20 protein-coding genes are annotated in these 24,015 nt (G+C 73.9%); 8 read left to right on the forward strand and 12 right to left on the reverse strand.

Translation table 11 applies throughout. The annotated features are described in order from the left end of the window. Window position 1 precedes the first annotated feature (1 nt). Window positions 2–1,393, reverse strand: coding sequence for a dihydrolipoyl dehydrogenase (gene lpdA, locus ABT008_RS13095; RefSeq protein ID WP_350696209.1), 1,392 nt, complete (start codon window positions 1,391–1,393; stop codon window positions 2–4). 179 nt (window positions 1,394–1,572) lie between these two features. On the opposite strand from lpdA, the gene ABT008_RS13100 reads away from it, so the two are divergent. After that, window positions 1,573–1,902, forward strand: coding sequence for a hypothetical protein (locus tag ABT008_RS13100; RefSeq protein WP_117228376.1), 330 nt, complete (start codon window positions 1,573–1,575; stop codon window positions 1,900–1,902). A gap of 136 nt (window positions 1,903–2,038) precedes the next feature. Here ABT008_RS13100 and ABT008_RS13105 read toward each other — a convergent pair whose 3' ends face one another. Beyond that, a complete protein-coding gene (locus tag ABT008_RS13105) occupies window positions 2,039–3,610 on the reverse strand; it encodes a leucyl aminopeptidase (protein ID WP_350696211.1) in 1,572 nt (523 codons plus the stop codon). Between the two features lie 165 nt (window positions 3,611–3,775). On the opposite strand from ABT008_RS13105, the gene gcvT reads away from it, so the two are divergent. Further along, window positions 3,776–4,900 (forward strand): glycine cleavage system aminomethyltransferase GcvT, encoded by a 1,125-nt coding sequence (gcvT, locus tag ABT008_RS13110; protein WP_350696213.1) that lies wholly within the window; start codon window positions 3,776–3,778, stop codon window positions 4,898–4,900. 30 nt (window positions 4,901–4,930) lie between these two features. Here gcvT and ABT008_RS13115 read toward each other — a convergent pair whose 3' ends face one another. From ABT008_RS13115 to ABT008_RS13130, 4 genes are all read right to left on the reverse strand, one after another. Then, complete coding sequence (locus tag ABT008_RS13115; RefSeq protein WP_350696214.1) at window positions 4,931–6,220, reverse strand: DUF2314 domain-containing protein; 1,290 nt, start codon at window positions 6,218–6,220, stop codon at window positions 4,931–4,933. Between the two features lie 66 nt (window positions 6,221–6,286). Then, window positions 6,287–7,060: an adenosylcobinamide-GDP ribazoletransferase gene (locus ABT008_RS13120; protein ID WP_350696216.1), complete on the reverse strand. Its 774-nt coding sequence runs from the start codon at window positions 7,058–7,060 to the stop codon at window positions 6,287–6,289. Then, window positions 7,050–8,972 (reverse strand): bifunctional adenosylcobinamide kinase/adenosylcobinamide-phosphate guanylyltransferase, encoded by a 1,923-nt coding sequence (gene cobU, locus ABT008_RS13125; RefSeq protein WP_350696217.1) that lies wholly within the window; start codon window positions 8,970–8,972, stop codon window positions 7,050–7,052. Before cobU ends, ABT008_RS13120 begins: the two co-directional genes overlap by 11 nt. Window positions 8,973–9,035: 63 nt before the next feature. Continuing rightward, complete coding sequence (locus ABT008_RS13130; RefSeq protein ID WP_176094926.1) at window positions 9,036–9,242, reverse strand: hypothetical protein; 207 nt, start codon at window positions 9,240–9,242, stop codon at window positions 9,036–9,038. Between the two features lie 179 nt (window positions 9,243–9,421). Here ABT008_RS13130 and ABT008_RS13135 point away from each other — a divergent pair, with 179 nt between their 5' ends. After that, window positions 9,422–9,622, forward strand: a complete 201-nt coding sequence (locus tag ABT008_RS13135; RefSeq protein ID WP_350696218.1) for a hypothetical protein — start codon at window positions 9,422–9,424, stop codon at window positions 9,620–9,622. Further along, window positions 9,622–10,413 carry a site-2 protease family protein gene (locus ABT008_RS13140; protein WP_350696770.1) on the forward strand — a complete coding sequence of 264 codons (792 nt, stop codon included), beginning with the start codon at window positions 9,622–9,624 and terminating at the stop codon, window positions 10,411–10,413. Before ABT008_RS13135 ends, ABT008_RS13140 begins: the two co-directional genes overlap by 1 nt. A 52-nt stretch (window positions 10,414–10,465) precedes the next feature. On the opposite strand, the gene ABT008_RS13145 is transcribed toward ABT008_RS13140, so the two are convergent. The 3 genes from ABT008_RS13145 to ABT008_RS13155 form a co-directional block, all read right to left on the reverse strand. Then, window positions 10,466–11,464 (reverse strand): aldo/keto reductase family protein, encoded by a 999-nt coding sequence (locus tag ABT008_RS13145; RefSeq protein WP_350696219.1) that lies wholly within the window; start codon window positions 11,462–11,464, stop codon window positions 10,466–10,468. Window positions 11,465–11,603: 139 nt separating this feature from the next. After that, entirely contained in the window at window positions 11,604–16,493 is a 4,890-nt protein-coding gene (locus ABT008_RS13150; RefSeq protein ID WP_350696221.1) for a WG repeat-containing protein, read from the reverse strand. 425 nt (window positions 16,494–16,918) lie between these two features. Beyond that, a complete protein-coding gene (locus ABT008_RS13155) occupies window positions 16,919–17,479 on the reverse strand; it encodes a helix-turn-helix domain-containing protein (protein WP_350696223.1) in 561 nt (186 codons plus the stop codon). Between the two features lie 66 nt (window positions 17,480–17,545). On the opposite strand from ABT008_RS13155, the gene ABT008_RS13160 reads away from it, so the two are divergent. Both ABT008_RS13160 and ABT008_RS13165 read left to right on the forward strand, forming a co-directional pair. Next, window positions 17,546–18,415, forward strand: a complete 870-nt coding sequence (locus tag ABT008_RS13160) for an AzlC family ABC transporter permease (RefSeq protein ID WP_350696224.1) — start codon at window positions 17,546–17,548, stop codon at window positions 18,413–18,415. Continuing rightward, a complete protein-coding gene (locus ABT008_RS13165; protein WP_350696226.1) occupies window positions 18,409–18,717 on the forward strand; it encodes an AzlD domain-containing protein in 309 nt (102 codons plus the stop codon). The genes ABT008_RS13160 and ABT008_RS13165 overlap by 7 nt, the downstream gene beginning before the upstream one ends. Before the next feature lie 56 nt (window positions 18,718–18,773). On the opposite strand, the gene ABT008_RS13170 is transcribed toward ABT008_RS13165, so the two are convergent. From ABT008_RS13170 to nadA, 3 genes are all read right to left on the reverse strand, one after another. Further along, on the reverse strand, window positions 18,774–19,376 hold the full coding sequence (locus ABT008_RS13170; RefSeq protein WP_350696228.1) for a DUF3043 domain-containing protein: 603 nt from the start codon (window positions 19,374–19,376) through the stop codon (window positions 18,774–18,776). A gap of 84 nt (window positions 19,377–19,460) precedes the next feature. Beyond that, a complete protein-coding gene (gene murA, locus ABT008_RS13175) occupies window positions 19,461–20,816 on the reverse strand; it encodes a UDP-N-acetylglucosamine 1-carboxyvinyltransferase (protein ID WP_350696230.1) in 1,356 nt (451 codons plus the stop codon). A 211-nt stretch (window positions 20,817–21,027) separates the two neighbouring features. Continuing rightward, window positions 21,028–22,203: a quinolinate synthase NadA gene (gene nadA / locus ABT008_RS13180; RefSeq protein ID WP_350696232.1), complete on the reverse strand. Its 1,176-nt coding sequence runs from the start codon at window positions 22,201–22,203 to the stop codon at window positions 21,028–21,030. A gap of 68 nt (window positions 22,204–22,271) precedes the next feature. On the opposite strand from nadA, the gene ABT008_RS13185 reads away from it, so the two are divergent. Beyond that, window positions 22,272–23,411, forward strand: a complete 1,140-nt coding sequence (locus ABT008_RS13185; RefSeq protein ID WP_350696234.1) for a glycerate kinase family protein — start codon at window positions 22,272–22,274, stop codon at window positions 23,409–23,411. A gap of 184 nt (window positions 23,412–23,595) precedes the next feature. After that, window positions 23,596–23,964, forward strand: coding sequence for an iron-sulfur cluster insertion protein ErpA (gene erpA, locus ABT008_RS13190; protein ID WP_007072244.1), 369 nt, complete (start codon window positions 23,596–23,598; stop codon window positions 23,962–23,964). Window positions 23,965–24,015: the final 51 nt, after the last annotated feature.

Genomic DNA, 24,015 nt, shown 5'->3' on the forward strand with positions numbered 1-24,015 from the left:
GTCAGGCGTGCGCGTGCAGCGGCTTGCCGGCGAGGGCCAGGTGCGCCTCGCCCAGGGCTTCGTTCTGCGTCGGGTGGGCGTGCACGAGCTGCGCCACCTCGCCCGGGTACGCCTCCCAGTTGTAGATCAGCTGCGCCTCGCCGACCAGCTCACCGACCCGAGCACCGACCATGTGCACGCCGACCACCGGGCCGTCGTCGACCCGGACGAGCTTCACGAAGCCGGCCGTCTTGAGGATCTGGCTCTTGCCGTTGCCGCCGAGGTTGTAGTTGTAGGTCTTGATCTTGTCGGCGCCGTACTGCTCCTTGGCCTTGGCCTCGGTGAGGCCGACCGAGGCCAGCTCCGGCTCGGAGTAGGTGACCCGGGGGATGCCCGCCTCGTCGATCACGGCCGGGTTCTGGCCGGCGATCTCCTCGGCGACGAAGATGCCCTGCTGGAAGCCACGGTGGGCGAGCTGGAGGCCGGGCACGATGTCGCCGACCGCGTACACGTTCGGCACGCTGGTGCGCAGCCGCTCGTCGGTCAGCACGTACCCACGGTCGGTCTTGACGCCCTGCTCCTCGTAGCCGAGGTCGGCGGTGTTCGGGCCCCGGCCGACGGCGACCAGCAGCAGCTCGGCCTCGACCGTGTCGCCGCCGGCGATGGTCACCTTGACGCCGTTGTCGGTCTTCTCGACCTTCTCGAACGGCTTGCCGACCTTGAAGTTGATCTTCCGCTTGCGGAACGCCCGCTCCAGCGCCTTCGACGACTCCTCGTCCTCGGCGGCGACCAGGCGGGGCAGCGCCTCGATGATGGTCACGTCCACCCCGAAGGACTTCCACACGCTGGCGAACTCGACGCCGATCACACCGCCGCCGAGCACGATCGCCGAGCTCGGGACCCGGTCCAGGGTCAGGGCGTGGTCGCTGGTGATGACCCGCTCGCCGTCGACCTCCAGGCCCGGCAGGCTCTTGGCGTACGAGCCGGAGGCCAGCACCACGTTGCGGCCGGTGTACCGCTTGCCGTCCACCTCGACCGCGTTCGGGGCGACCAGCTTGCCGGCCCCGGCCACGAAGGTGATGTTCTTGGAGCCGCCGACCAGGCCCTGCAGGCCCTTGTAGAGGCGGGAGATCACGCCGTCCTTGTACGCGTTCACCCCGGCCATGTCGACGCCGACCAGCTCGGCCTTGATGCCGAACTGCTCCGACTCGCGGGTCTGGTCGGCGATCTCGGCCGCGTGCAGCAGCGCCTTGGTCGGGATGCAGCCGTTGTGCAGGCAGGTGCCGCCCAGCTTGCCCTTCTCGACCAGCGCGACGTTCAGGCCCAGCTGGGCGGCGCGCAGGGCGGTCGCGTAGCCGCCACTGCCACCTCCGAGGATGACGATGTCGAAGGTTGCGTCGTTCGGCTCGCTCACGTCCAACTCCCAGGTCGCGTCGCTGCATCGGGGGTCACGGCGGGGTAACAGGGACACACCCCACCTCGGCCATCTTGTCACCACCGTGCGGAAGCCGCGTACCGAGGTGCCCAACGACACGTTGCCGCCACGTACCCTTGGCACTGCCTTCGACGACGGACGCGTGGGGAGACGGCTCGGTGGGACTGTTCCGGCGACGCAAGCAGGCACGCGCGGTTGACTCCGACCGTACGGCCAATCGCGCCGATCTGGAGCACTTGGAGAACTTTGTCCGGACCCGCAAGGGTGTCGAGGCGTTCATCGAACCCCGCACCACGGTGACCGAGACCACCGTCATCCTGATCGCCGACGACGGCGAGTGGACCCGGCGCCGCATCGACGGGCCGGACGGGGCGCGCCGCTTCGCGTACCGGGTCAGCATCCCCGTCTACGACATCGCCCTGATGGGCTACCCGCAGCGGATGCGCGACTACAACGAGCGCCGCAAGCGCCGCCCCGAGCAGTACTGACCCGTCCCACCGCGCGCGGACGCCGGCCGCACCCCCGGCGTGCCCGTGCGGCTCAGCTCGGATGTTAGGAAGGGTCCCCTGCTATGCACCAGGCGTTAGCAGGGGACCCTTCCTTGCACGAGGCCTTACAAGCAGATCAGCCGTTCGCGGTGACGTCGTCGATCAGGTGCAGCAGGGTGCGGACCGGGACCCCGGTGCCGCCCTTGGTCCAGTAACCGGTCGCCTCGCCCGCGTGGTACGACGGACCGGCGATGTCGATGTGCGCCCAGGCGACGTCGTCGGTGACGAACTCGCGCAGGAACACACCGCCCTGGAGCATGTGACCGGCCCGGTCCATGCCGGCGTTGACCTGTGAGATGTCGGCGACGTCCGAGTCCATGCCCTTGCGCACGTCGTCCGGCAGCGGCATCGGCCAGGCCGGCTCGCCGACCGCGTCACCGGCGTCGCGGACCCGCTCGCACAGCTCGGCGGTGCCCATCAGACCGGAGATCCGCTTGCCCAACGCGACCACCTGCCCGCCGGTGAGGGTGGAGGTCTCGAAGAGGTAGTCGCAGCCGTCCGTGCAGGCCCGGGCCATCGCGTCACCGAGGATCATCCGGCCCTCGGCGTCGGTGTTGAGCACCTCGACCCGCTTGCCGTTGAACATGGTGATCACGTCACCCGGCCGGTAGGACGTCCCGGACGGCATGTTCTCCGCCATCGGCACGTACGCGGTCACCGTCACCGCCGGCTTCAGCTCCGCGACGGCCAGCATGGTGGCGGCCACCGCCGCCGCCCCGGCCATGTCGGACTTCATCTCCCACATGCCCTGCGCTGGCTTGATCGAGATGCCGCCGGTGTCGAAGGTGATGCCCTTGCCGACCAGCGCCACCCGCTTACCGGTGCCGCCGCCCTCGGGGGTCCAGGTCAGCTTGACCAGGCGCGGCGGAGCCTCCGAGCCCTGACCGACCGCGATGATGCCGCCGTAGCCGCCCTCACGCAGGGCGACCTCGTCGAGCACCTCGACCTCCAGGCCCGCCGCCCGGCCGGCCTCGGCGACCGCTTCGGCGAAGACCGGCGGGCGCAACTCGTTCGGCGCGACGTTGACCCAGTCGCGGGTCTGCCGGACCGCGGCGGCCACCGTCCGGGCCCGGGTCACCTCGGCCTGCGCTCCGGCGTCCGCGGCGTCCGGCACCGCGACCAGCACCTCGGCCACCGGCTCGCGCCGGGTCGGCTGCGGGCGGGTCTTGTAGCCGGCGAAGCGGTAGCCGCCGAGCAGTGCTCCCTCGCCGACCGCGCGCAGCGCGGCGGGGCCGTCGGCGTCGTCCGGCAGCGGCAGGGCGAGCGCCACCCGGGACGCACCGGCCAGCGCCCGTACGGCGGCCCCCGCCGCCCGCCGCAGGGTCTCCGGGGCGGGTGCCGCGCCGGTGGGCTCCGGGCCGAGGCCGACGGCGGCGACCAGCGGGGCGGTGACGGTGCCCAGGGTGGCCAGTTTGATCACCTCGCCCGGTCCGCCGGTCGCGCCGAGCAGTGCCAGTGTCTCGGTCAGCTTGCCGTCGAAGGCGGCGGCGATGCTCTCGGCGCCGCTGGCGAGCAGCAGGGTGCCGGCGAGGCCGCTGGTGGCGTCCTGCTCACCGGTCGTGCTGTGCACGCCGATCACGATGGCGTCGACGGCGAGTTCGGCGGGGTCGGTGTCGACCAGGCTCAGGGTGGTGCTGGGCGATGTCACGGAAGCTGCTCCCGGGCGGGCCGGGCCGGCCGCGTGTGGCGTACCGGCGGTTCGGTTGGTGCCGGCGGATGAGGTACCCGTCGGACGTCGGTGCTGCCCCGCCGGTTCCTCCGGTGGGTCCCGCCGATGCTAACCAGACCGGTCCGCCCCGGTAAGTTCCCACCCATGACCGACGTGACCACCGACGCCGCCGAGACCCGGCTGCGTCGTTCTCCGCTGGCCGAGCGACACTCCGCACTCGGTGCCAAGTTCGCCCCGTTCGGCGGCTGGGAGATGCCGCTGGAGTACGCCGGTGGCGGGGTGCTGCGGGAACACACCGCGGTGCGGACCGACGTCGGCGTGTTCGACGTCTCGCACCTGGGCAAGGTGCGGGTGACCGGGCCTGGTGCGGCGGAGTTCGTGAACTCCTGCCTCAGCAACGACCTGGGGCGGATCGGGCCCGGCCGGGCGCAGTACACCCTCTGCTGCGACGAGGTCACCGGCGGCGTGGTGGACGACATCATCGCCTACCTGTACGCCGACGACCACGTCTTCCTGATCCCGAACGCCGCGAACACCGCCGAGGTGGTACGCCGGCTGCGCGCCGCCGCGCCGGAGCAGGTCACGGTCACCGACGAGCACGAGGCGTACGCGGTGCTGGCGGTCCAGGGACCGCGTTCGGCGGCGCTGCTGGCCGGGCTGGGCCTGCCCACCGACCACGGCTACATGAGCTTCTCGCCGGCCACCCTCGACGGCGTCGCGCTGACCGTGTGCCGCACCGGCTACACCGGTGAGCTGGGCTTCGAGCTGGTGGTCCCGGCGGCCGACGCGGTGACCGTCTGGGACGCGCTGTTCGCCGCCGAGCCCGCGCCGCGCGCCTGCGGGCTGGCCGCCCGGGACACCCTGCGCACCGAGATGGGGTACCCGCTGCACGGGCAGGACCTGTCGCTTCAGATCAGCCCGGTGCAGGCCCGTTCGGGCTGGGCGGTGGGCTGGGACAAGCCGGCCTTCTGGGGCCGGGACGCGCTGCTCGCGGAGAAGGCCGCCGGTCCGGCGCGTACGCTGCGCGGCCTGGAGGCCGTCGACCGGGCCATCCCGCGCCCCGGCATGGCGGTGTACGACGGTGACACCCGGGTCGGCACCGTCACCAGCGGCACGTTCAGCCCGACCCGGAAGCAGGGCATCGCCCTCGCGTTGGTCGACACCGCCCCGGCCCTGACCGACGGCACCGAACTCCAGGTGGACGTGCGCGGTCGTCGCCTGCCGGTCCGGCTGACCCGGCCGCCCTTCGTCGACCCCTCGGTGAAGTGACGCGGATCGGTGGCGTGACGCAGGCCTGACTCAGGCGCGGGGCGGCTCCCCGGCGTCCAGCACGGCCTGGGTCCAGCCGCCCTCGACGACGCCGGAGGTGTCCAGGACGGCCCAGTCGACGACGTCGGCGGTCTCGACCTGCACCGGCGAGCCGATCCGGACCGAGGGGTCGGTGTTGGCGTCGCTGGCGCTGGCACCGGCGATCCGTTCCGGCGTGTCCCAGGCGGTCACCCCGGCCCAGACGTACTCCGGGCCGTCGTCGCCGGGCAGCCCGTACTTCACCACGAGCTGGGTCTGCGGCGGGAGCTGGCCGGCGCGGAAACGGGCCCGGATGTCGCCCAGCCCGGCGCGGGCGGTGGCCACCGCCCGGCTCATCGCGTCGCCGGAGCGCGCGTACCGCACGTCGGGCTGGATACCGGCGAACAGGGTGCCGCAGGCGGCGGCGAAGTAGCGCCCGTCCGGGCCGGGGTGCCCAGCCGGTGGGCGCAGGCTCAGGAACGAGTCGGCGTCCGGGTCGGTGGCCGGGTCCAGCTCCAGCCGGAGCAGCACCGGCGCGGTCGCGCCGTGCTGCTCCGGATTGCCGTACGCGACCGCGATGTCGTGCCCGGTGACCGTGGCCAGCACCGGCAGCGGCACGAACGCCGGCACCTCCTCGCCGGCCAGCCCGTCGGTCCAGTCCCGCAGCAGTCGACGGGCGGCGCCGGTCATCACCGCCCCCCAGGCCCGGGTGAGGTGGTCCGGCACGCCCTGGGTCTGCAACTCCAGCAGACCGAAGCGGCGCAGTCCCTTGGTGGTGAACCAGAGCCCCTCGGCGTCCGAGGAGTACGGCACCAGCACCCAGTCGACCAGCCGGACCCGGCCCTCGGCGTCGGGCAGCGAGCGCAGGGCCGCCGCCGGGTCCAGGAACTGCAACCCGAACACGTCGACCACGTCACCGCCGACCTCCTCGGCCACGGCGGCGGCCACCGCCCGGGCCGCCCACTCGTGGGCCGGCGGCCAGCCCGGCCGGTACTCGGCCTGCACCACCACCAGGTGGCTCGCGGCGGCCAGCCGGCCGAGCTGTTCCTCGGTGGCCCCGAACGCGGTGAGCAGGTCCGGCGGCAGCTCGGGGAACTCGCCGATCGGGCGGATGTCGACGCTCATCAGCGGGCTGTCCAGCATCTGCACGGCCAGCCCGTGCACCGGCTCGGCCAGTCGACCGGCCAGCCCACGGACCGCCGTGCGGGCGGTCACCGACGGCAGCCCCACCGTCGGCACCAGATAGGTCGCGGTGAGCGACTCCGGGACCGGTACGGGCAGGAAGTCGTCGGTGATGAGCATGTCGTCCCCAGGGTGGCCGCGCCGGTGCTGTCGACAAGGAACGCTACCCGCCGGCGACCGCACTGCTCAGCCGGACAGCACCAGACCCAGGTAGACCAGCGTGGTGACCAGCTCCACGGTGGCGCCGAGCACGTCGCCGGTGATGCCGCCGAGACGGCGTACCACGTGTCGCAGCAGCCCGGCCGCGACGGCCAGCGCGGCGAGCACGACCAGCGGCCCCTGCCAGGGGCGATCCGGCACGGCCGGGACCGCCGCCAGCGCCACGGCGACCGTCGCCACGGCCAGCGTGACCGGCCCGACGGTGCCGGCGACCAGCGCGCCGAGCCCGTCCGGTCGGGCCGCCGGGACACCCCGTCGGCAGGCCAGCGAGACCCCGAGCCGACCGGCCGCCACGGCCGCCAGCACCGCCGCGAACGCCGCCGGCCAGGACCGGCCGGCCAGCTCCGCCAGCGCCGCGGCCTGCACCAACAGGACGAGCACCAGGGCGACCACGCCGAACGGCCCGACGTCCGGCTTCTTCATGATCTCCAGCGCGGCCGGCCCCCGCCGGTACGACCCGAGCGCGTCCACCGTGTCGGCCAGCCCGTCCAGGTGCAGACCCCGGGTGAGCAGGGCGCCCGCCGCGACGGTCACCCCGGCGGCGACCAGCGGCGCGGTGACCGCGTCGAGCAGCAGCAGGAGAGCGCCGAGCGGCACGGCCAGCAGGGCGCCGACCAGCGGGGCGAGCGCCATCGCCGTACCGGCCGTGGCCCGGTCGATCCGGCCGGCGCGTACCGGCAGGATCGTGAACGTGGTCAGGGCCAGCCGCGCCCCGTCGCCGAGCCGGGGCTCAGCCGGCACGCGTGCCCTGCTCCGCCGGTTCGGTGCCGGCCGGTCCTGTCGGTTCGGTGCTGGTCGGTCCCGGGCCCGCCGGCTCGGGCTCGCGGAAGTCCGGCTCGTCCGGCTCCGGCTCCTCGGCCTCGTCCACACCGTCGGCCGCGTCGGGCGACGGGCGGGGCGGCAGCGCGGCGGCCAGCGCCAGCACCGAGCGCAGCAGCGGCAGCACGGTCAACGCGTTGGCGCCCTCGCCGAGGTCCAGCCGTAGCTGCGCGAGCGGGCTCAGGCCGAGCACGTCGGAGGCCAGCTTGACGGCCGGGTGCCCGCCGTGGTCGGCCAGCATGCACCAGTGCCGCGCCTGCCCGGCCAGGTCCCGGCTGACCAGGCCGGCGGCCACGCCGACCGGTCCGTCCAGCAGCACCGGCGTGCGTCGCGCGGTCGCACCCAGCAGGAGACCGGTGGCCACGGCGATGTCCCCACCACCGAGCTGGGCCAGCACGTCCTTGGCGTCCCGGGAGGCCCGCCGGGTGCGGTGCAGGGCGTCCCGGACGGCCGCGCAGCGGGCCATCCAGGCCACGTCGTCGATCTCGCCGTTGGAGGTGACCACCCGGCCGAGCACGGCGGGCGCCTCGGCACCGGCCGTCGCGGCCAGCACCGCCGCCGCCGCGGCCTCGGTGCCGGCGCCGCACGCCGCCACCACCAGCAGTTGTACGCCGGAGTCCACGGCCTCCTCGGCCAGCCGCCAGCCGTACCGCAGCGCGGCGTCGACCTGCTCGGCGGTGAGCGCCGGGCCGTGCTCGATGGCGGCGGCGGTGGGCGCCTGCACCACCTGCAGGCTCGCCCCGCTCTCGGCGGCCAGCCGGGCGAGCACACCCTGACCGGCGCGGGCCGCCTCGGCACGTCGGGCCGACTCCCCGGTCCGGGTGCCGGCGGAGCTCCCGCCGTCGTGGTCGCCGTGCAGCAGCAGCACCCGGACCGACTGCCAGGGTGCCGGGGTCGGGGTGCCCTGGGTGGCGGCGGCGAACGAGACCACCTGTTCCAGGACGCCGAGCCCGGTGCCGGGCACGTCGAGCGTGGCCAGCCGGTCCACCGCCTGCGGACCGGCGTAGTCGTCGGGCATCGGAAGGTCCATGCCCGGCTGGATGACCAGGCCGGTGTCGGCCACCGGCAGCGTCATGGTGGGCGCGGTCCACCCGGTGTCGTCGGCGGCCGGGACCGGCGCCGGTGCGGCCGGTACCTCCGGGGTGGTCACCGGAGGCGACGCGGGCAGCGCCACGGCACCGTCGGCCGGCCGCGGGTCGCTCGGGCCGGCCTGTGCGGGCACCGCCGTGCCGTTGACGGCGGCGGACGGGCCCGGCGAGGTCTCGACGGCCGGCACCGGTTCGGGCGTGGCCGGCTTCAGCCGGACCGGCTGGCCGGCGACCACCAGCACCACGGTGTCGCAGGCGTCGGCGACGGCCCGGTTGACCGCGCCCAGCGCGTCGGTGAAGGCGCGACCCAGCGGCGTGGTCGGCACCAGGGAGAGCCCGACCTCGGGGCTGACCAGCACCAGCCGTGCCGGGCAGTCCCGGACGGCGGCGGCCAGCTCGGCGACGGTCGCGGTGTCGTCGGCCGGCTGGTGGGCCGGGTCGAGCAGCACCGTGACCCAGCCGCCGAGGTCGTCGACGAGCAACGTCTCGTCCGGCCGGGCGGCGGCGATCACGTCGGCCAGCCGGCGCGGGTCGTCCGCCGTCTCCTCGGTGCTCCAGGTCGCCGGCCGGCGCTCCCGGTGCGCGGCGATCCGGGCCGCCCACTCCGCGTCGTCGTCGCCTCCGCCGGCGGCGGTGGCCACGTACCGGACCGTGACCGCGTCGGCCACCAGGGACTCGGCGAACTCCGACTTGCCGGAGCGGATGCCGCCGAGCACCAGGAGCGTGTTCCACCCGTCTAGGGACATGGCTCGTACCTTAACGGCCGGCCGGGCGGGAGCGGCATCGCAGGGCCACGCTCCCGCACCAGCTCACCGAGGCTCGGGGGACTGGTACATGTAGTCGTTGGGGTTGACGTCCGCCGGCTTCGGGTCCTCCTGCCAGGCACCTTCGCCGGGACGGGCGACCAGGGCGTCGACCAGTTCCTCCCGGTCCATCTCCCGTGCGCCCTGGATACCGCCGCGTACCGCGATGTCGCGAAGCTGTGCCGTGTCCATCTCCGGGATGGGTGTCGTCATCGTCGCCTCCGTGAAGATCCGGTTCCCCCGGAGATACCCGGCCCGGCGACGGTCAACCACCGACCGCGCACCGGTACGCCCTCGATCGACGCCCGTGGCCGGGCGGTCGGCGGTGCGGTGCGACTACGCTGGCGGGGGTCCGTCCCAGCGGGACATCAGCGGCGAGGGGAGACGCGCACATGGCGTGGAGCTGGCGGTACGAGGGCGCGAACGGCGAGTCGGTCGACGGGCCGGGGGAGTCGTTCGGCAGCCAGGCCGACGCCGAGTCCTGGATCGGTCAGACCTGGCGGGAGCTCGCGGCGTCCGGCGTCACCTCGGTCACGCTGCTGGAGGACGACCGGGTGGACTACCGGATGAGCCTCCAACCTCCGGCCCAGTGATGCCACCCCGGGACTCCGAGCCGCTGGTGCTGGGGGTACCCCGGGCCGCGTTCCGGCCCAGCCCGGTGTTCCTCGCCCTGGTCGCGTTGCTGGTCACCAGCGCGCTGCTGACCTGGCACGGGGTGGGCAACGTCCGACTCGCCGTGTTCGGCTTCGTGGTCACCGGCTGGCTGGTCTCGCTCTGCCTGCACGAGTACGCCCACGCCGTGGTCGCGTACCGATTCGGTGACCGGGGGGTGGCCCACCGCGGCTACCTGACGCTCAACCCGCTCAAGTACAGCCACCCGCTGCTGTCCATCGCGTTGCCGGTGGCGGTGGTGCTGCTCGGCGGCATCGGACTGCCCGGCGGCGCGGTCTGGGTGGACCGGCACGTGATCGCCGGACGACTGCGACACACCCTGGTCAGCCTCGCCGGCCCGGCCACCAACGTGGCGTTCGCGCTGGTGCTGGTGGCGGTGCTGCGCCTCGGCGCGTCCGGCGGCGGGCCGGTGGAGTTCTGGGCCGCCGTCGCCCTGCTCGCCTTCCTCCAGATCACCGCCAGCCTGCTCAACCTGCTCCCGGTGCCGGGACTCGACGGCGGCAACATGATCCAGCCGTGGCTGAGCCCGCCGTACCGGCGGATGTACGACCTCTTCGCGCCGTACGGCTTCATCCTGCTGTTCGCGCTGCTGTGGAACCCGACGATCGGCGGCTGGTTCTTCGGCGCGGTCTTCGCCATCGGTGACGTCCTGGGCCTGCCGCCCTGGCTCTACGCCACCGGCCTGGACCTGGTCCGCTTCTGGCAGAGCTGAACCGCCGTCCCCGGCCGGGGCACGTGCCTGCCTTGGCCGGGGACGGACCGGATCAGGGCCGCTCAGCCGGCGACTCGGTACGCGCCGGGTCCCGCTCGGTGACCGGCTCGACGATCTCGTCGATCGCCTTGAGCAGACCGGCGTCGAGCTTGACCCCGGCCGCCTTGACGTTGTCGTGCACCTGCTCGGGGCGGGACGCGCCGATGATCGCCGAGGAGACGTTCGGGTTCTGCAGCACCCAGGCGACGGCGAGCTGGGCCATGGTCAGCCCAGCCTGGTCGGCCAGCGGCCGTAGCTGCTGCACCCGGGTCAGCACGTCGTCGGTGAGCCACTTGGCGATGAAGCCGGCGCCGGACTTCTCGTCGGTGGCCCGGGAACCGGCGGGCGGCGGCTGGCCGGGAAGGTACTTGCCGGTGAGGACGCCCTGCGCCATCGGGGACCAGACGATCTGACCGATGCCCAGTTCCTCACTGGTCGGTACGACCTCGCTCTCGATGACCCGCCAGAGCATCGAGTACTGCGGCTGGCTGGAGACCAGCGGGATGCGCAGCTCCCGGGCGAGGGCGTGGGCCTCGCGGATCTGCGACGCCTTCCACTCGGAGACCCCGATGTAGTGCGCCTTGCCGGAGTGCACGACGTCGGCGAACGCCTCCATCGTCTCTTCCAGCGGCGTGCTGTAGTCGTACCGGTGGGCCTGGTACAGGTCGACGTAGTCGGTCCGCAGCCGGCGCAGCGACCCGTTGATCGACTCCATGATGTGCTTGCGGGACAGGCCCCGGTCGTTGCGGCCCGGACCGGTGGGCCAGTACACCTTGGTGAAGATCTCCAGGCCCTCGCGGCGCTCCTGCTCCAGCGCCCGGCCGAGGACGTCCTCGGCGCGGGTGCCGGCGTACACGTCGGCGGTGTCGAAGGTGGTGATGCCGGCGTCCAGTGCGGCTCGGACGCAGGCGAACGCCGCATCCTCCTCGACCTGCGAGCCATGGGTGATCCAGTTTCCGTACGAGATCTCGCTGACCATCAGGCCGGAGCGGCCCAGGTGTCGGAATTCCATGCCACGACCCTAGCCCCACCGGGGGTACGAACGGCCAGGGCGATTTCCGACGCACCGGCCCACGTGGCCACCGTCGTCGGTGGCGTGCCGGTTGCGGACGACCGCCGCACCCTCGGTGGCGACGAGCCGTCCGTCCAGGTCAGAGCATCGGGCTGGCGTCGCTGAGCAGTCCCTCGATCTCGGCGACGACCTCGTCCGGGTTGCGGAACACCGGGGCGATCAGCGACCCGCCGCGCCGGTCCAGCGCGCCCCACTGCCCGACGCCGTTGGTGGCCAGGAACGCCACCGGATGGATCAGCAGCACCGGGTGGGCCGGGGCGACCAGCACCTGACCGGTCCGGTCCACCACACCCTTGCGTCCGGCCAGGTCGACCACGGCCAGCCCCTCGTCGGTGAAACCGTCGACGTACCGGCCGTCGGCGAGGGTGGTGTGGAAACCGTGGTAGCGGGTCGGCACCACGATCTGCCCGGTGCGGTCGACGGCACCCCACCCGTCCCGCCGGACCGCTGCCACGCCCCGGCGGAACGGCCGTACCTCGGCGAAGCCGGGCGGCACCACCACCGCACCGGCGGTGTCCACCGCCAGCCAGCCGCTGTCGTCGCGCACCACCCAGGCCAGCCCGTCGGAGAAGGGCCGGGCCGCGAGGTAGGTGGGCTCGACCACTGTCTCGCCGGTCAGGTCGATCAACGACCACCGGTCGCTCTGCGTGCCGCGTACCCAGGCCAGACCCTCCCGGAACGGCTGGGCCTCGGCGTACCGGGCCGGCACGACCAGGTCACCCTCGCCGTCCGCGTACCCCCACAGGCCCTCGTCGCCGTCGCGGGCCGGCACCGGCGGCCGCTCCCGCTCCAACACCTCGTCCCAACTCCGTGGGTACGGCCCGAAGCCGCCCTCCTCGGCGCGCGCGGCGATCGCGTCCAGCCCGACGCGTACCCGGGCCAGCAACTCGGCGTCCCCCTCGCCGCGCAGGTCGAGGGCGCGCTCGAAGTGGTGGCACGCCTCCATCAGGCGGCCCTGGTCGTAGCAGGAGCGCGCGGCGTGTTCGTGCAACGCGGCGCGCAACCGGTCCGGCAGCTCTACCGAGTTGGCCTCCGCGAACAACCGGTCGGCCTCGGCGAACTCGCCCCGCCAGCGCAGCACGTGCGCCAACCGGGCCTGCGCCAGCGCGGACCGCCGCAGCTCGCCGGTCGCCTCCGCGTAGGTCAGCGCCATCCGGCCGTCGTCCACCGCGTCGTCGAGATCTCCGAGTACGCGCGACGCCACCGCCCGCAGGCTCAGCAACCGGGCCCGGGAACGGTTGTCCAGGGCGGAGGCGAGCTTGTCGGTGAGCCCCTGCCGAAGCTCCCGCAGTTCCTCGGGATCGTCGACCAGTTCACGCAGCGTCGTCGGGTCGAGCCGCCAGGGGTAGTGCGCCAGCACCTGCTCCGGGTCGGCCGGTGCCTCGGGCTCGTCCTCCGGCTCCTCCGGCTCCGGCTCGTCCTCTGGCGCTGCCGAGTCGGCGTCCGCTGCCGGGCGGTCGGTCCCGGAGAGCATGTCGTCGGTGTCCGACGGCGTGGTCGGATCGTGCGGCGGTGCGGACACCGGCGCGGCGGGCGTCGACGAGTCGTCGAGGTCCGGGAACCTCTCCGTCTCCGGCGAGATGCCCGTGACGCTCGTCCGATCCGACGGGGTGGCGGGCACGGCGGAGACCGGGGCGACGGGCGGTGCGGAGACCGTTGCCAGCACGTCCCGCTCCGCCGGGCGCGGTCCGGGTGGTGCGGAGACCGGCGTCGAGGTGTCGAGGACCGGCGGTGCGGAGACCGGGATGGCGAGCTGCGGTATCGGGTCCGTCGAGTGAGGATCGGAGGGCCCGGCGGCGGACGCCACGGACGTCTCCGGGAACACGGGCGCGGACACCGGCCGGGCCGGCGGCCCCGAGATCGGCCGGTCCGGGATTCCGGAGACGGGTCGGTCCGGCGGTGCGGAGATCGGCCGTGCGGGTGGTCCGGAGACCGGTGCCGCTGGTGGCCCGGAGGCCGGGCGTGCCGACATGTCGCCATCGGAGCGGAAGGACGGCGTCGAAAGGGACGGCGTCGGCGGTGCCGAGACCGGCCGGTCCGTCTCGGCCGGCCCGGCGCTGAACCACGACGGCTCAGGTGCCTCGGGGGAACCGTGACGGGCGGGCCGGTCGGGGGTGACCGCCGGACCGGCATCGGCTGCCCCGAACCATCCGGCTCCGCTCTCCGCCGGTGCCGGGGACGGCGAGTGCGCGGCCGGCTCGGCCGGCGGCGGGAGGAACCGGGTCGCCTTCCGGGCGGCGGGCCGTGGCTCCGACGTCTCCGACACGGACCGCTCGACCGGTGGCCGCTCGCCCGACGTGCGGTCGAGCGGCGTGCGGTCGGCTGGCGGCTGCTCGATCGGCCTGCGGTCGAGCGGCGTGCGGTCGATGGGCGGGCGTGTCGGCCCGGCGGCCGCAGGCGCGTGCGTGGGCGGTGCGGAGACCGGGCGGTGACTCGGCGGTGTCGAGGTCGCTGGCGGTGCGGTGACTGGACGCTGACTCGGTGGCGCGGAGAAGGGCGGCGCGGAGACCGGCGGCGGGACCACGGCGGGTCGGTGGCTCGGTGGTCCGCTGACCGGTCGGTGGCTGGGTGGTGCGGAGGTCGGTGGCGGTGTCGCGACCGGTCGGTGGCTCGGCGGGGCGCTGACCGGTCGGTGGCTGGGTGGTGCGGAGACCGGCGGCGTGGCGGGGGCCGGTGGCGGCGGAACGGCGCGCTGCGTGGGCGGCGCGGAGACCGGGCGGACCGGTGACGGACCGGCGGCGGGTGGTGCCGCCGCGACCGACGGTGCCGGGGTCGGCGGCGGGGTGGCGACGACCGGCTGGTCGTGCAGGGGAGCGGGACGAACCTGGTGCTCGTGCAGCGGAGCCGGGCGTACCTCGTGCTGGTGCAGTGGTGCCGGCCGGACGGTGTCCCCGGCCGGCGTGCGGTTCCCGGCGGCTGCGGCGGGCCGGTCCCGATTCGGGTCCGGACGGTCGAGACCTTCCCGATCTGGGCGACCACCGGTGGCCCGGTCGCGATCGGTGTCGTCGGGCCGGTCCGGGACCACGGTGAGCGGCCGGTCCCGGTGCGTGACGTCGGGTCGACCACGCTCCGGTGCGGGCGAGACGGGCCGGGCGCGACCGGCGGCGGGCGACACCGGGCGGTCCGAGTCCGGCGCGGGGGAGACCGGTCGGTCGGGGACCACCGACAGATGGGGGCGGCCAGTCCGCAGGAGGTCGTCGTCGGGAGCCGGGGAGACGGGCCGGTCGAGGTCGGGCCGTCGGGCGGCCGGGCGGTCCGAGTCGAACCGCTCGGGCCCCGCCGGGTCCGGGAAGTCGTCGGCGCGGCGACGCTCGTCCGGTCGGTGCCGGTCGGTACCGGGCTCGGGAACCGCCGGTCGCTGGTACTCGCGGTGGTCCCGTCCGGTGCTTGGGCGCAGCGGCCCGGGGGCGGGCCATGGCAGGTCCCCGCCCGTGGGCGCCGCATCCCGTTCCGATGGTTCGGGACGCTCCCACTCGTCGCGGGTGCGGATCGGCTCCTCGTCGACGTAGCCGTCCGGGTACGGGGCGCTGTCCGGGTCGCCCACGCTGAAGTCGTCGCGGTAGTCGTACCGCTCCACCGACGGCCGGTCGTCGACCGACGGCTCACCGGGGTGGCTGCTCCACTGGTAGCGGGGCCGTGACGAGGGTTCACCGGTCGGCCGCCGGTCGGCGTCCTCGGCCGGTCGACGCGCGGCGGAGGGCCGACGCCGGTCGTCGTCCGGCTCCGAGGCCCAACCGGGCTCCGCACGTCCGGCCGGGGAGATCGGCGCATCCCGGTCCCAGCGGCCGTCGCGCCCGACGGGTTCGGACCGACGTGGGCGCTGGGGGTAGCGGTCGGGGTCGCGCTCGTCCCACCGGTCCGGGCCACGCCGGGCATAGCGGTCGGGATCCCGGTCGTCGCGCCGGTCCGGATCGCGCCGGTCCGGATCGCGCCGGTCCGGATCGCGTCGGGCATAGCGGTCCGGGTCTCGGTCGTCGCGTCGGTCCGGATCGCGTCGGGCGAAGCGGTCCGGGTCGCGTGGGTCGGTCCCACGGCGGGCGTACCGGTCGGGGTCTCGGTCGTCGCGTCGGTCCGGATCGCGTCGGGCGAAGCGGTCCGGGTCACGGCCGTCCGGGTCGCGTCGGTCCGGGGCGCGCCGGTCCGGGGCGCGCCGGTCTGCGTCGCGTCGGTCTGGGTCGCGTCGGTCTGGGTCGCGTCGGTCTGCGTCGCGTCGGTTGGCGTCGCGTCGGTCCGGATCGCGGTCGTACCAGTCGGCGTCACCGCGCTCGGGGGCGTCCCAGCCGAAACGGTCCGGGTCGCGTCGGTCCGGGTCCCGTCGGTCCGGGTCACGGCGGGCGTAGCGGTCGGCGTCGCGGCGGTCGGCGTCGCGTCGGGCGTACCGGTCGGGTTCCCGTGGGTCGCGTCGGTCCGGGTCGCGTCGGGCGTAGCGGTCGGGTTCCCGCTGGTCGCGGCGGTCCTGGTCGGGTGGGGCGTACCGGTCGCGGCGGTCCGGTTCCCTCGGCGGGTACCGGTCGGGGTCGCGCTGGTCGTGGCGAGTCGGTGTACCGGCGGCACCCTGGGCGCCCATCTCGGACCAGGTGATCCCGTCCCGTTCGCGCTCGGACCATCGGCCCTCGGGGCCGGGTCGCTCCGGACGCGCACCGGTGAGCGACCGGTCGTACGGTGGCGCGCTGGTGGGCCCGTCGTGGCGTCGGGGCTCCGGGATATCCTGCCGTCCCGGCCGGCCGTCCGGCTCGTCGTCCCAGGACCGGCCCACGTACGTGCCGTCCGGCCGCGTCGGGGCGAGTGGCGGCACCTCGGCGCGGCCGACGGCGCTGGACCGGCTGCGGCCGGGTGGCGGCTGGTGGTCGAGGCCGATGTCACCCGGGTATCGCTGGCCCGGGAACTGGGGTTGCCACTCGGCCGTCGGTTCGACGACCCAGGACGGATCGGCGGGGCCCGGCCACCGGTCGGCGTAGCCGCGACTCATCCGCGGGGCCTGTCGCTGCGGCCGGGACGTCGCCGGGTGGCGGTGCAGGCTGCGGCATGGTGGTTTCGGGCCGGCCCGGCGGACGGCGCGACACCGGAGGGCAAGGTCACGGCAGACCACGGGACCGACGTCCGCCCGTTCACGGGCGCGCCCCGGTGGTCGGCTCGCGTCCGCTCGCTCACGCCGATGTCACCTCGTCGGAAATGGTCGCGCTGGGCACCCCTGCGGGCCGGTGAAGTCGCTCGTCCCGGCACCGAATGGCTGCGCATGGAGGGTAGCGGCGTGGGCTCGTTCACCGCCACTGCGGCACCCTCGTCGAACTCAAACGTTATCCTATTGATCAGGACATTTAGGGCTTTGATCGGGTCGGACTTCCAGCGATCCGCAACCCTTGGTCAACTCGCCGTCGCGGCACCCGTCGCGAGTCAGGGATGCTCCATCACCAGCACCGCGAACGTACCCGGTGCGAGGGCCTCGTAGCGGTGCGGGGCGTCGCCCGGAAAGGTCGCGTAGTCTCCCGGGCCGAGTTCCACCTGGTCCCGTTCGGGGCCGCAGCGCAGTCGGCCGGCACCCACCACCACGTGCTCCACGCTGCGCGGGGTGTGCGGGTCGGCGGTACGCACCCGGCCCGGCTCCAGCTCGATCAGGTACACGTCCCGGCGAGCGTGCGCGGCTCCGGCGGTCAGCAGTGTGCCGACGAAGTCGGCGTGCTCGGAGCGGATGCGGGGACCGTCCCCGGCCCGGACCACCCGGACCGTGGTGGCCGGTGGCTCGACCAGCCGGCTGAACGGCACGTCGAGCGCCACTCCCAGCGCCCACAGTGTCTCCACACTGGGGTTCCCGACGCCGGACTCCAGTTGCGACAGCGTCGACTTGGCGATGCCGGCCCGCCGGGCGAGCTCGGTGAGGGAGATGCCCACCCGTTGCCGCTCGTAGCGGAGAGCGGCGGCGATGGTGGCCAACGGGGGAGTGGGTTCGGGGGCCATGGTTCGCTCCGTCGGTCATGCTGTTCTATTTGACGAACATCAGCGGCGTGTTCATCATGATGAACCATGCGTACGTCAGAACGAACACCGGGGGCCGGCGTCCTCCGGGACGTCGCCGCCATCGCCGCGGCGATGGTCGCCGTGGGCGCCTCGTTCGGCGCGGTCGCCGTGGCGGCCGGAATTCCCGGCTGGGCCGCCGTGACGATGTCGGTCCTGGTGTACGCCGGAGGCGCGCAGTTCATGGCGGTCGGGTTGCTGGCCGCCGGCAGTCCGGTCGCCGCCGTCCTCGCCGGGCTGCTGCTCAACGCCCGGCATCTGCCGTTCGGGCTGACCCTCGGTGACACGATCGGCCGCCGGCTGCGGCACCGCCTGCTCGGCAGTCACCTGATGACCGACGAGGCGACCGCGTTCACCCTGGCCCGGCCGCCCGGTGCCGACCGCCGCCGGGCGTTCTGGCTCGCCGGGGTGCTGCTCTTCCTGGCCTGGAACGCCGGCACCGTGCTCGGCGTGCTGGCCGGCGGGATAGCCGGTGACCCGGCCGCACTCGGGCTGGACGCGGCCTTCCCGGCGGGCCTGATCGCCCTGCTGCTGCCCAGCCTGCGTGATCCCGAGATCCGGCGGATGGCGCTGGCCGGTGCCGTGGTGGCGGTGCTCACCACGCCGCTGCTCCCCGCCGGCCTGCCGGTGCTGCTCGCCCTGGCCGGCCCGGGGCTGCTGGCCGTCCAGCGGATCCGGACCGGTCGGACGCGGGTCGACGTGGCGCAGACCGCCGCGCCGGGCGGTACGCCGCAGGACTCCATCCCGGTCGACGCGCTGGCGGCTCCCGCGCCGGGCAATCCGCCGCAGATCGCTGCGCAGCCGGTCGACGCACCGACGGTCGACGTGCCGGGGGCCGATCCGGTGCCGGCCGGGCGAGGGGAGAAGGAGCCGTGCTGATCGCGGCGATCGTGGCGCTGGCCGTCGGGACGTACGCCTTCCGGGTCGCCGGGGTGCTGCTGCGGGACCGGCTCGACCTGCCGGCGTGGGCGCGGCAGTTGCTGCCGGTCGGCGCGGCGGCCCTGCTGGCGGCGCTGGCGGCCACCGCGGCGCTGACCGAGGCGGGCGGGTTCGCCGGCTGGGCCCGCCCGACGGGGGTGCTGGTCGGGGTGGCGCTGGCCTGGCGGCGCGCGCCGTTCGTGGTGGTGGTCCTCGCCGCCGCCGGCACCGCTGCGGTGCTGCGCCTGCTCGGCGTGCCGTGACCGGTGCCGGTCGCCGGCAGGAGAGGGTCGCCGGCCGCGCGGCGGCGACCGAAGGGTCAGACCGGGTCGCCGAGGGCGACCCGAGGCTCCGGGGTACGCAGCTTGCGGAAGGTGATCGACCGCATGATCGCGTAGAAGTAGAGCGAGCCCATCCGCTGGTCGGTGCGGGGGAAACGTTCCCGGACCAGCTTCTTGATCTTGCGCGAGATGAGCACCGAGTCGATCACCACACCCAGCGCCAGCGCGCCCCAGAGCAGGTTCGAGGCGAGCCGGATCACCGGGGGCATTGCCTGGTTGGAGCCGATCAGCACGACCAGCGCGCCGCCGAAGAACCAGGTGCCGACGGTACGCCGGGAGTCCACCACGTTGCGGGCGAGCAGCCGCTCCGGCCCCCGGTCGCGGGGACCGCCCTCGCGCCGGAACTCCGCCGACGCCTCGGCCCGCCGCTGACGACGCAGCGCCTTGGCCTCGTCCTTGCTCAGTGGCTTGGTCGCGCCGGCCGGCCGACGGCCGGTGACGGGCCGCTTGGGCGTCTCCCGTCCCTTGCCCGGCGTGTAACCACGCGCACGAGTGGACTCCGACTCCTCCTCGGCCGGGGTCTCCGGCTCGGTGACGGGATCGGCGAGGTCGGCGGACTTACGACGAAACAGCGACGGCACGCGGCAAGGGTAGCCAACGCCGCGAGCCCGGTGCACATCGGTGCACCGGACCCGTCCGGGAGGGGCCGGAGTGCCCGGCCGAGATCAGGGTCGCTCGACGTGCGCGCCGAGGTCGGCGAGCTTCGCCTCGAAGTCCTCGTAGCCCCGGTTGATCAGGTCGACGCCGTACACCCGGGAGGTGCCCTCGGCGGCCAGCGCGGCGATCAGGTGGCTGAAACCGGCCCGCAGGTCGGGGATGACCAGGTCGGCGGCGTGCAGTTTGCTCGGCCCGGCGATCACCGCCGAGTGCTTGAAGTTGCGCCGGCCGAAGCGGCACGGGGTGCCGCCCAGGCAGTCCCGGTAGACCTGGATGTTCGCGCCCATCGTGTTGAGCGCCTCGGTGTAGCCCAGCCGCTGCTCGTAGACCGTCTCGTGGACGATCGACAGGCCCCGCGCCTGAGTCAGCGCCACCACCAGGGGCTGCTGCCAGTCGGTCATGAAGCCCGGGTGCACGTCGGTCTCCAGGGCCACCGCGTTCAGCTCGCCGCCCGGGTGCCAGAACCGGATGCCGCCCTCCTGGCCCGGGTGCCCCAGCTTCGGCGGGCGGGCGTCGGTCACCTCGTACTCGCCGCCGACCGAGCGGAAGACGTTCAGGAAGGTCATCATGTCGGCCTGCTCGGCACCGAGCACCTCGACGTGACCCCGGGTGGCCAGGGCCGCCGCGGCCCAGCTCGCCGCCTCGATCCGGTCCGGGATCGGCCGGTGCGTGTAGCCGTGCAGTCGGGGCACGCCCTGGATCTCGATGACCCGGTCGGTGTGCACCTTGATGATCGCGCCCATCTTCTGCAGGATGCAGATCAGGTCGATGATCTCCGGCTCCACGGCGGCGTTGCGCAGCTCGGTGACGCCCTCGGCCATCACGGCGGTGAGCAGCACCTGCTCGGTCGCTCCCACACTCGGGTACGGCAGCGAGAACTTGGTGCCGTGCAGGCCGTTCGGGGCGGACAGGTGCAGTCCCTCGGGCGTCTTCTCGACCGTGGCGCCGAACTCCCGCAGCGCCTGGAGGTGGAAGTCGATCGGCCGGGGGCCGATGTGGCAGCCGCCCAGGTCCGGGATGAAGGCGTGCCCGAGGCGGTGCAGCAGCGGTCCGCAGAACAGGATCGGGATCCGGCTGGAACCGGCGTGCACGTTGATCTGGTCGGTGCTGGCGCTCTCCACGTTGGCCGGGTCGAAGACCAGCTCGCCGTCCTCGAGGCCGTCGGTCACCTTGACGCCGTGCAGCCCGAGCAGGCCCCGGACCACCTCCACGTCGCGAATCTTGGGTACGTCGAACAACCGGCTCGGGCTGTCGCCCAGCAGAGCGGCGACCATCGCCTTGGAAACCAGGTTCTTCGCACCGCGCACGCGGATCCGCCCTTCGAGCGGGGTGCCTCCGTGTACGACCAGGACGTCGTCGGTCAACGCAACCTCCAGCGCGTGCGTGCTGCCGTGTCGATGTGGGTCACCGCGGGTCGCTACCCACGGTGCGGTCGCGGCCAAACGCACGCGCCCGCGTTCTCGTCCGCCCGGCAGCATAGCCCTCTGTGATGAGAATGGATCCGGTCACACTACCCCTGGGGGCATTTATCGGTGATCCGGCACTTTTGTGTACGGCAATGGTTGCCGAGAGTGATCAGGCGCCCGGTAGCGCGAGCATCTGGTCCAGCGCCACCCGCGCGTGGTGCGCGGTGTCCGCGTCGACGGTGATCCGGTTGACCACCCGGCCGGCGACCAGCTCTTCCAGCGCCCACACCAGGTGCGGCAGATCGATGCGGTTCATCGTCGAGCAGTAGCAGACGGCCTTGTCCAAGAACATGATCTGCTTGTCCGGGTGCGCCAGCGCGAGCCGGCGAACCAGATTCAGCTCGGTGCCGACCGCCCATGCCGAACCGGCCGGAGCCGCCTCGATCGTACGGATGATGTACTCCGTCGAACCGACCAGGTCGGCGGCGTTGACCACCTCGTGCCGGCACTCGGGGTGCACCAGCACGTTCACGCCCGGCACCCGCTCGCGTACGTCGTTGACGCTGTCGAGGGTGAACCGGCCGTGCACCGAACAGTGCCCCCGCCACAGGATCATCCGCGCGTCGCGAAGCTGCTCGGGCGTCAGCCCACCACCCGGCTTGTGCGGGTCGTAGAGCACACAGTCGTCCAGCGAGAAGCCCATCTCCAACACCGCCGTGTTACGGCCCAGGTGCTGGTCGGGCAGGAAGAGCACCTTCTCGCCCTGCTGGTACGCCCACTCCAGGGCCCGCTTGGCGTTCGACGAGGTGCAGACCACCCCGCCGTTGCGACCGACGAAGCCCTTGATGTCGGCCGACGAGTTCATGTAGGTCACCGGGACGGTCTGCGCCGCGATGCCCAGCTCGGTCAGGACGTCCCACGCGCTCTCGACCTGCGGCAGCGCGGCCATGTCCGCCATCGAGCAGCCGGCGGCCAGGTCCGGCAGGATCACCTGCTGGGCGTCCGAGGTGAGGATGTCGGCGCTCTCGGCCATGAAGTGCACACCGCAGAAGACGATGTACTCCGCGTCCGGCCGTGCGGCGGCCTCGCGGGCCAGCTTGAACGAGTCACCGGTCACGTCGGCGAACTGGATCACCTCGTCGCGCTGGTAGTGGTGGCCCAGCACGAAGACCCGGTCGCCGAGCGCGGCCTTGGCCGCCGCCGCCCGGGACACCAGATCGGGGTCGCTCGGTGCCGGCAGGTCACCCGGACACTCCACGCCACGCTCGGTGGCGGGGTCGCTGCCACGGCCGAGAAGCAGCAGCGCAGTCGCGGTGTTGGAGGGCTCAACCCAGGTCGACGTCACGCCCACCATGGTCCCACAGCATGACCAGCGTGCCGCCCGAGCCGGTGTGGGCTGCCACACTGCCAGGCATGCGCGTACTGCTCTGTCCGGACAAGTTCGCCGGCACGCTGCCGGCTCCCGAGGTCGCCGCCGCGGTGGCCGACGGCTGGCGGGAGATCGCGCCCGGCGACGATCTGCTGGTCAGGCCGCTGGCCGACGGCGGGCCGGGCTTCCTCGACGTGCTCGCCGGCGCGCTGTCCGGCCGGCGGGTGCCGGTGCCGACGACCGATCCGCTGGGCCGTGCTGTCACCGGTGAGATCCTGCTCACCGACGACGGCGCGACCGCCTGGCTGGAGAGCGCCCAGGCGTGCGGACTGCACCTGCTCGACCCCGCCGAACGGGACCCCAAGGCCACCACGTCGTACGGGCTGGGCCAGTTGATCGCCGCCGCGGTCGAGGCGGGCGCCCGGACGGTGGTCGTCGGGCTGGGCGGCTCCGGCACCAACGACGGCGGCGCCGGGATGATCACCGCCTTGGGCGCCGTCCCGCTGGACGACACCGGAGCCGCCCTGCCGTACGGCGGTGCCGCGCTGGCCGCCGCCGCCACGCTCGACGGGGCGCCCCGGCTGCGCGACGCCCGCCTGATCGCCGCCACCGACGTCGACAACCCCCTGCTCGGGCTGCACGGCGCGAGCAACGTCTTCGGGCCGCAGAAGGGCGCCGACCGCGCTGACGTGCTGCTGCTCGACGCCGCGCTCGGGCGCTGGGCCGAGGTGCTCGAACGCGACCTGCCGGGCTGCCCCAGCGGGCTCGGCGCGCTGCCCGGCGCAGGCGCGGCCGGCGGCATCGGTGCCGCACTGCTGGCCCTCGGCGGCCGGTGCGAATCCGGCATCGGACTGGTCAGCCGCGCGATCGGGCTGGATACCGTGCTCGACGAGGTCGACCTGGTGGTGACCGGCGAGGGCAAGTTCGACCACCAGTCGCTACGCGGCAAGGTGGTGGCCGGGGTGGCGGGCGCGGCCCGGGACCGGGGCGTACCCTGCGTCGTGCTCGCCGGCCAGGTCAGCACCGGGCGGCGCGAGGCGGCGTCGGTCGGCGTGACCGACGCGTACAGCCTGGTGGAGCACTTCGGCGGCGAGGAGCGCGGCGGGCTGGCGGCGGCGATGGAACGTCCGGCCCAGGGGCTGCGGGAGCTCGGCTCCCGACTGGCCCGGCAGTGGAGCCGCTGACCGCAGCTCGTCCCCGGCGCACCCCGGTGTCCGGCCTGCGCCGGAGGGGCCCGTCACGCTGCCGGGTCACCGGGCGCTCGGCGGCCTACAATCAGAAGCTGGACCGCTGTGGGAATCGCTGACCGGCGAACGACGTTGGCCAGGGGAAGACCACTTCTTCGAACGCGCGCAGGGAGAATTCCACGTGACCACGCCAGCGCAGACCGAGTCGACCGAGGCCAAGGCCCCCACGTCCGTCGTCCTCACCGACGTCGCGGCGCAGAAGGTCAAGGCCCTGATCGAGCAGGAGGGCCGCGACGACCTGCGGCTCCGCGTCGCCGTGCAGCCGGGTGGCTGCTCCGGCCTGCGGTATCAGCTCTTCTTCGACGAGCGTTCGCTCGACGGTGACGTCGTCACCGACTACGACGGTGTCGAGGTGGTCGTCGACCGGATGAGCGCCCCCTACCTGACCGGCGCCACCATCGACTTCGCCGACCGGATCGACGCCCAGGGCTTCACCATCGACAACCCCAACGCAGGCAACTCCTGCGCCTGCGGCGACTCCTTCAGCTGAGTCTCCAACCTCCGACGACGGCGGAACGGCCCCCGGGGGGCCGTTCCGCCG

This window comes from Micromonospora sp. NPDC002389 (assembly GCF_040296095.1).
GTDB lineage: Bacteria > Actinomycetota > Actinomycetes > Mycobacteriales > Micromonosporaceae > Micromonospora.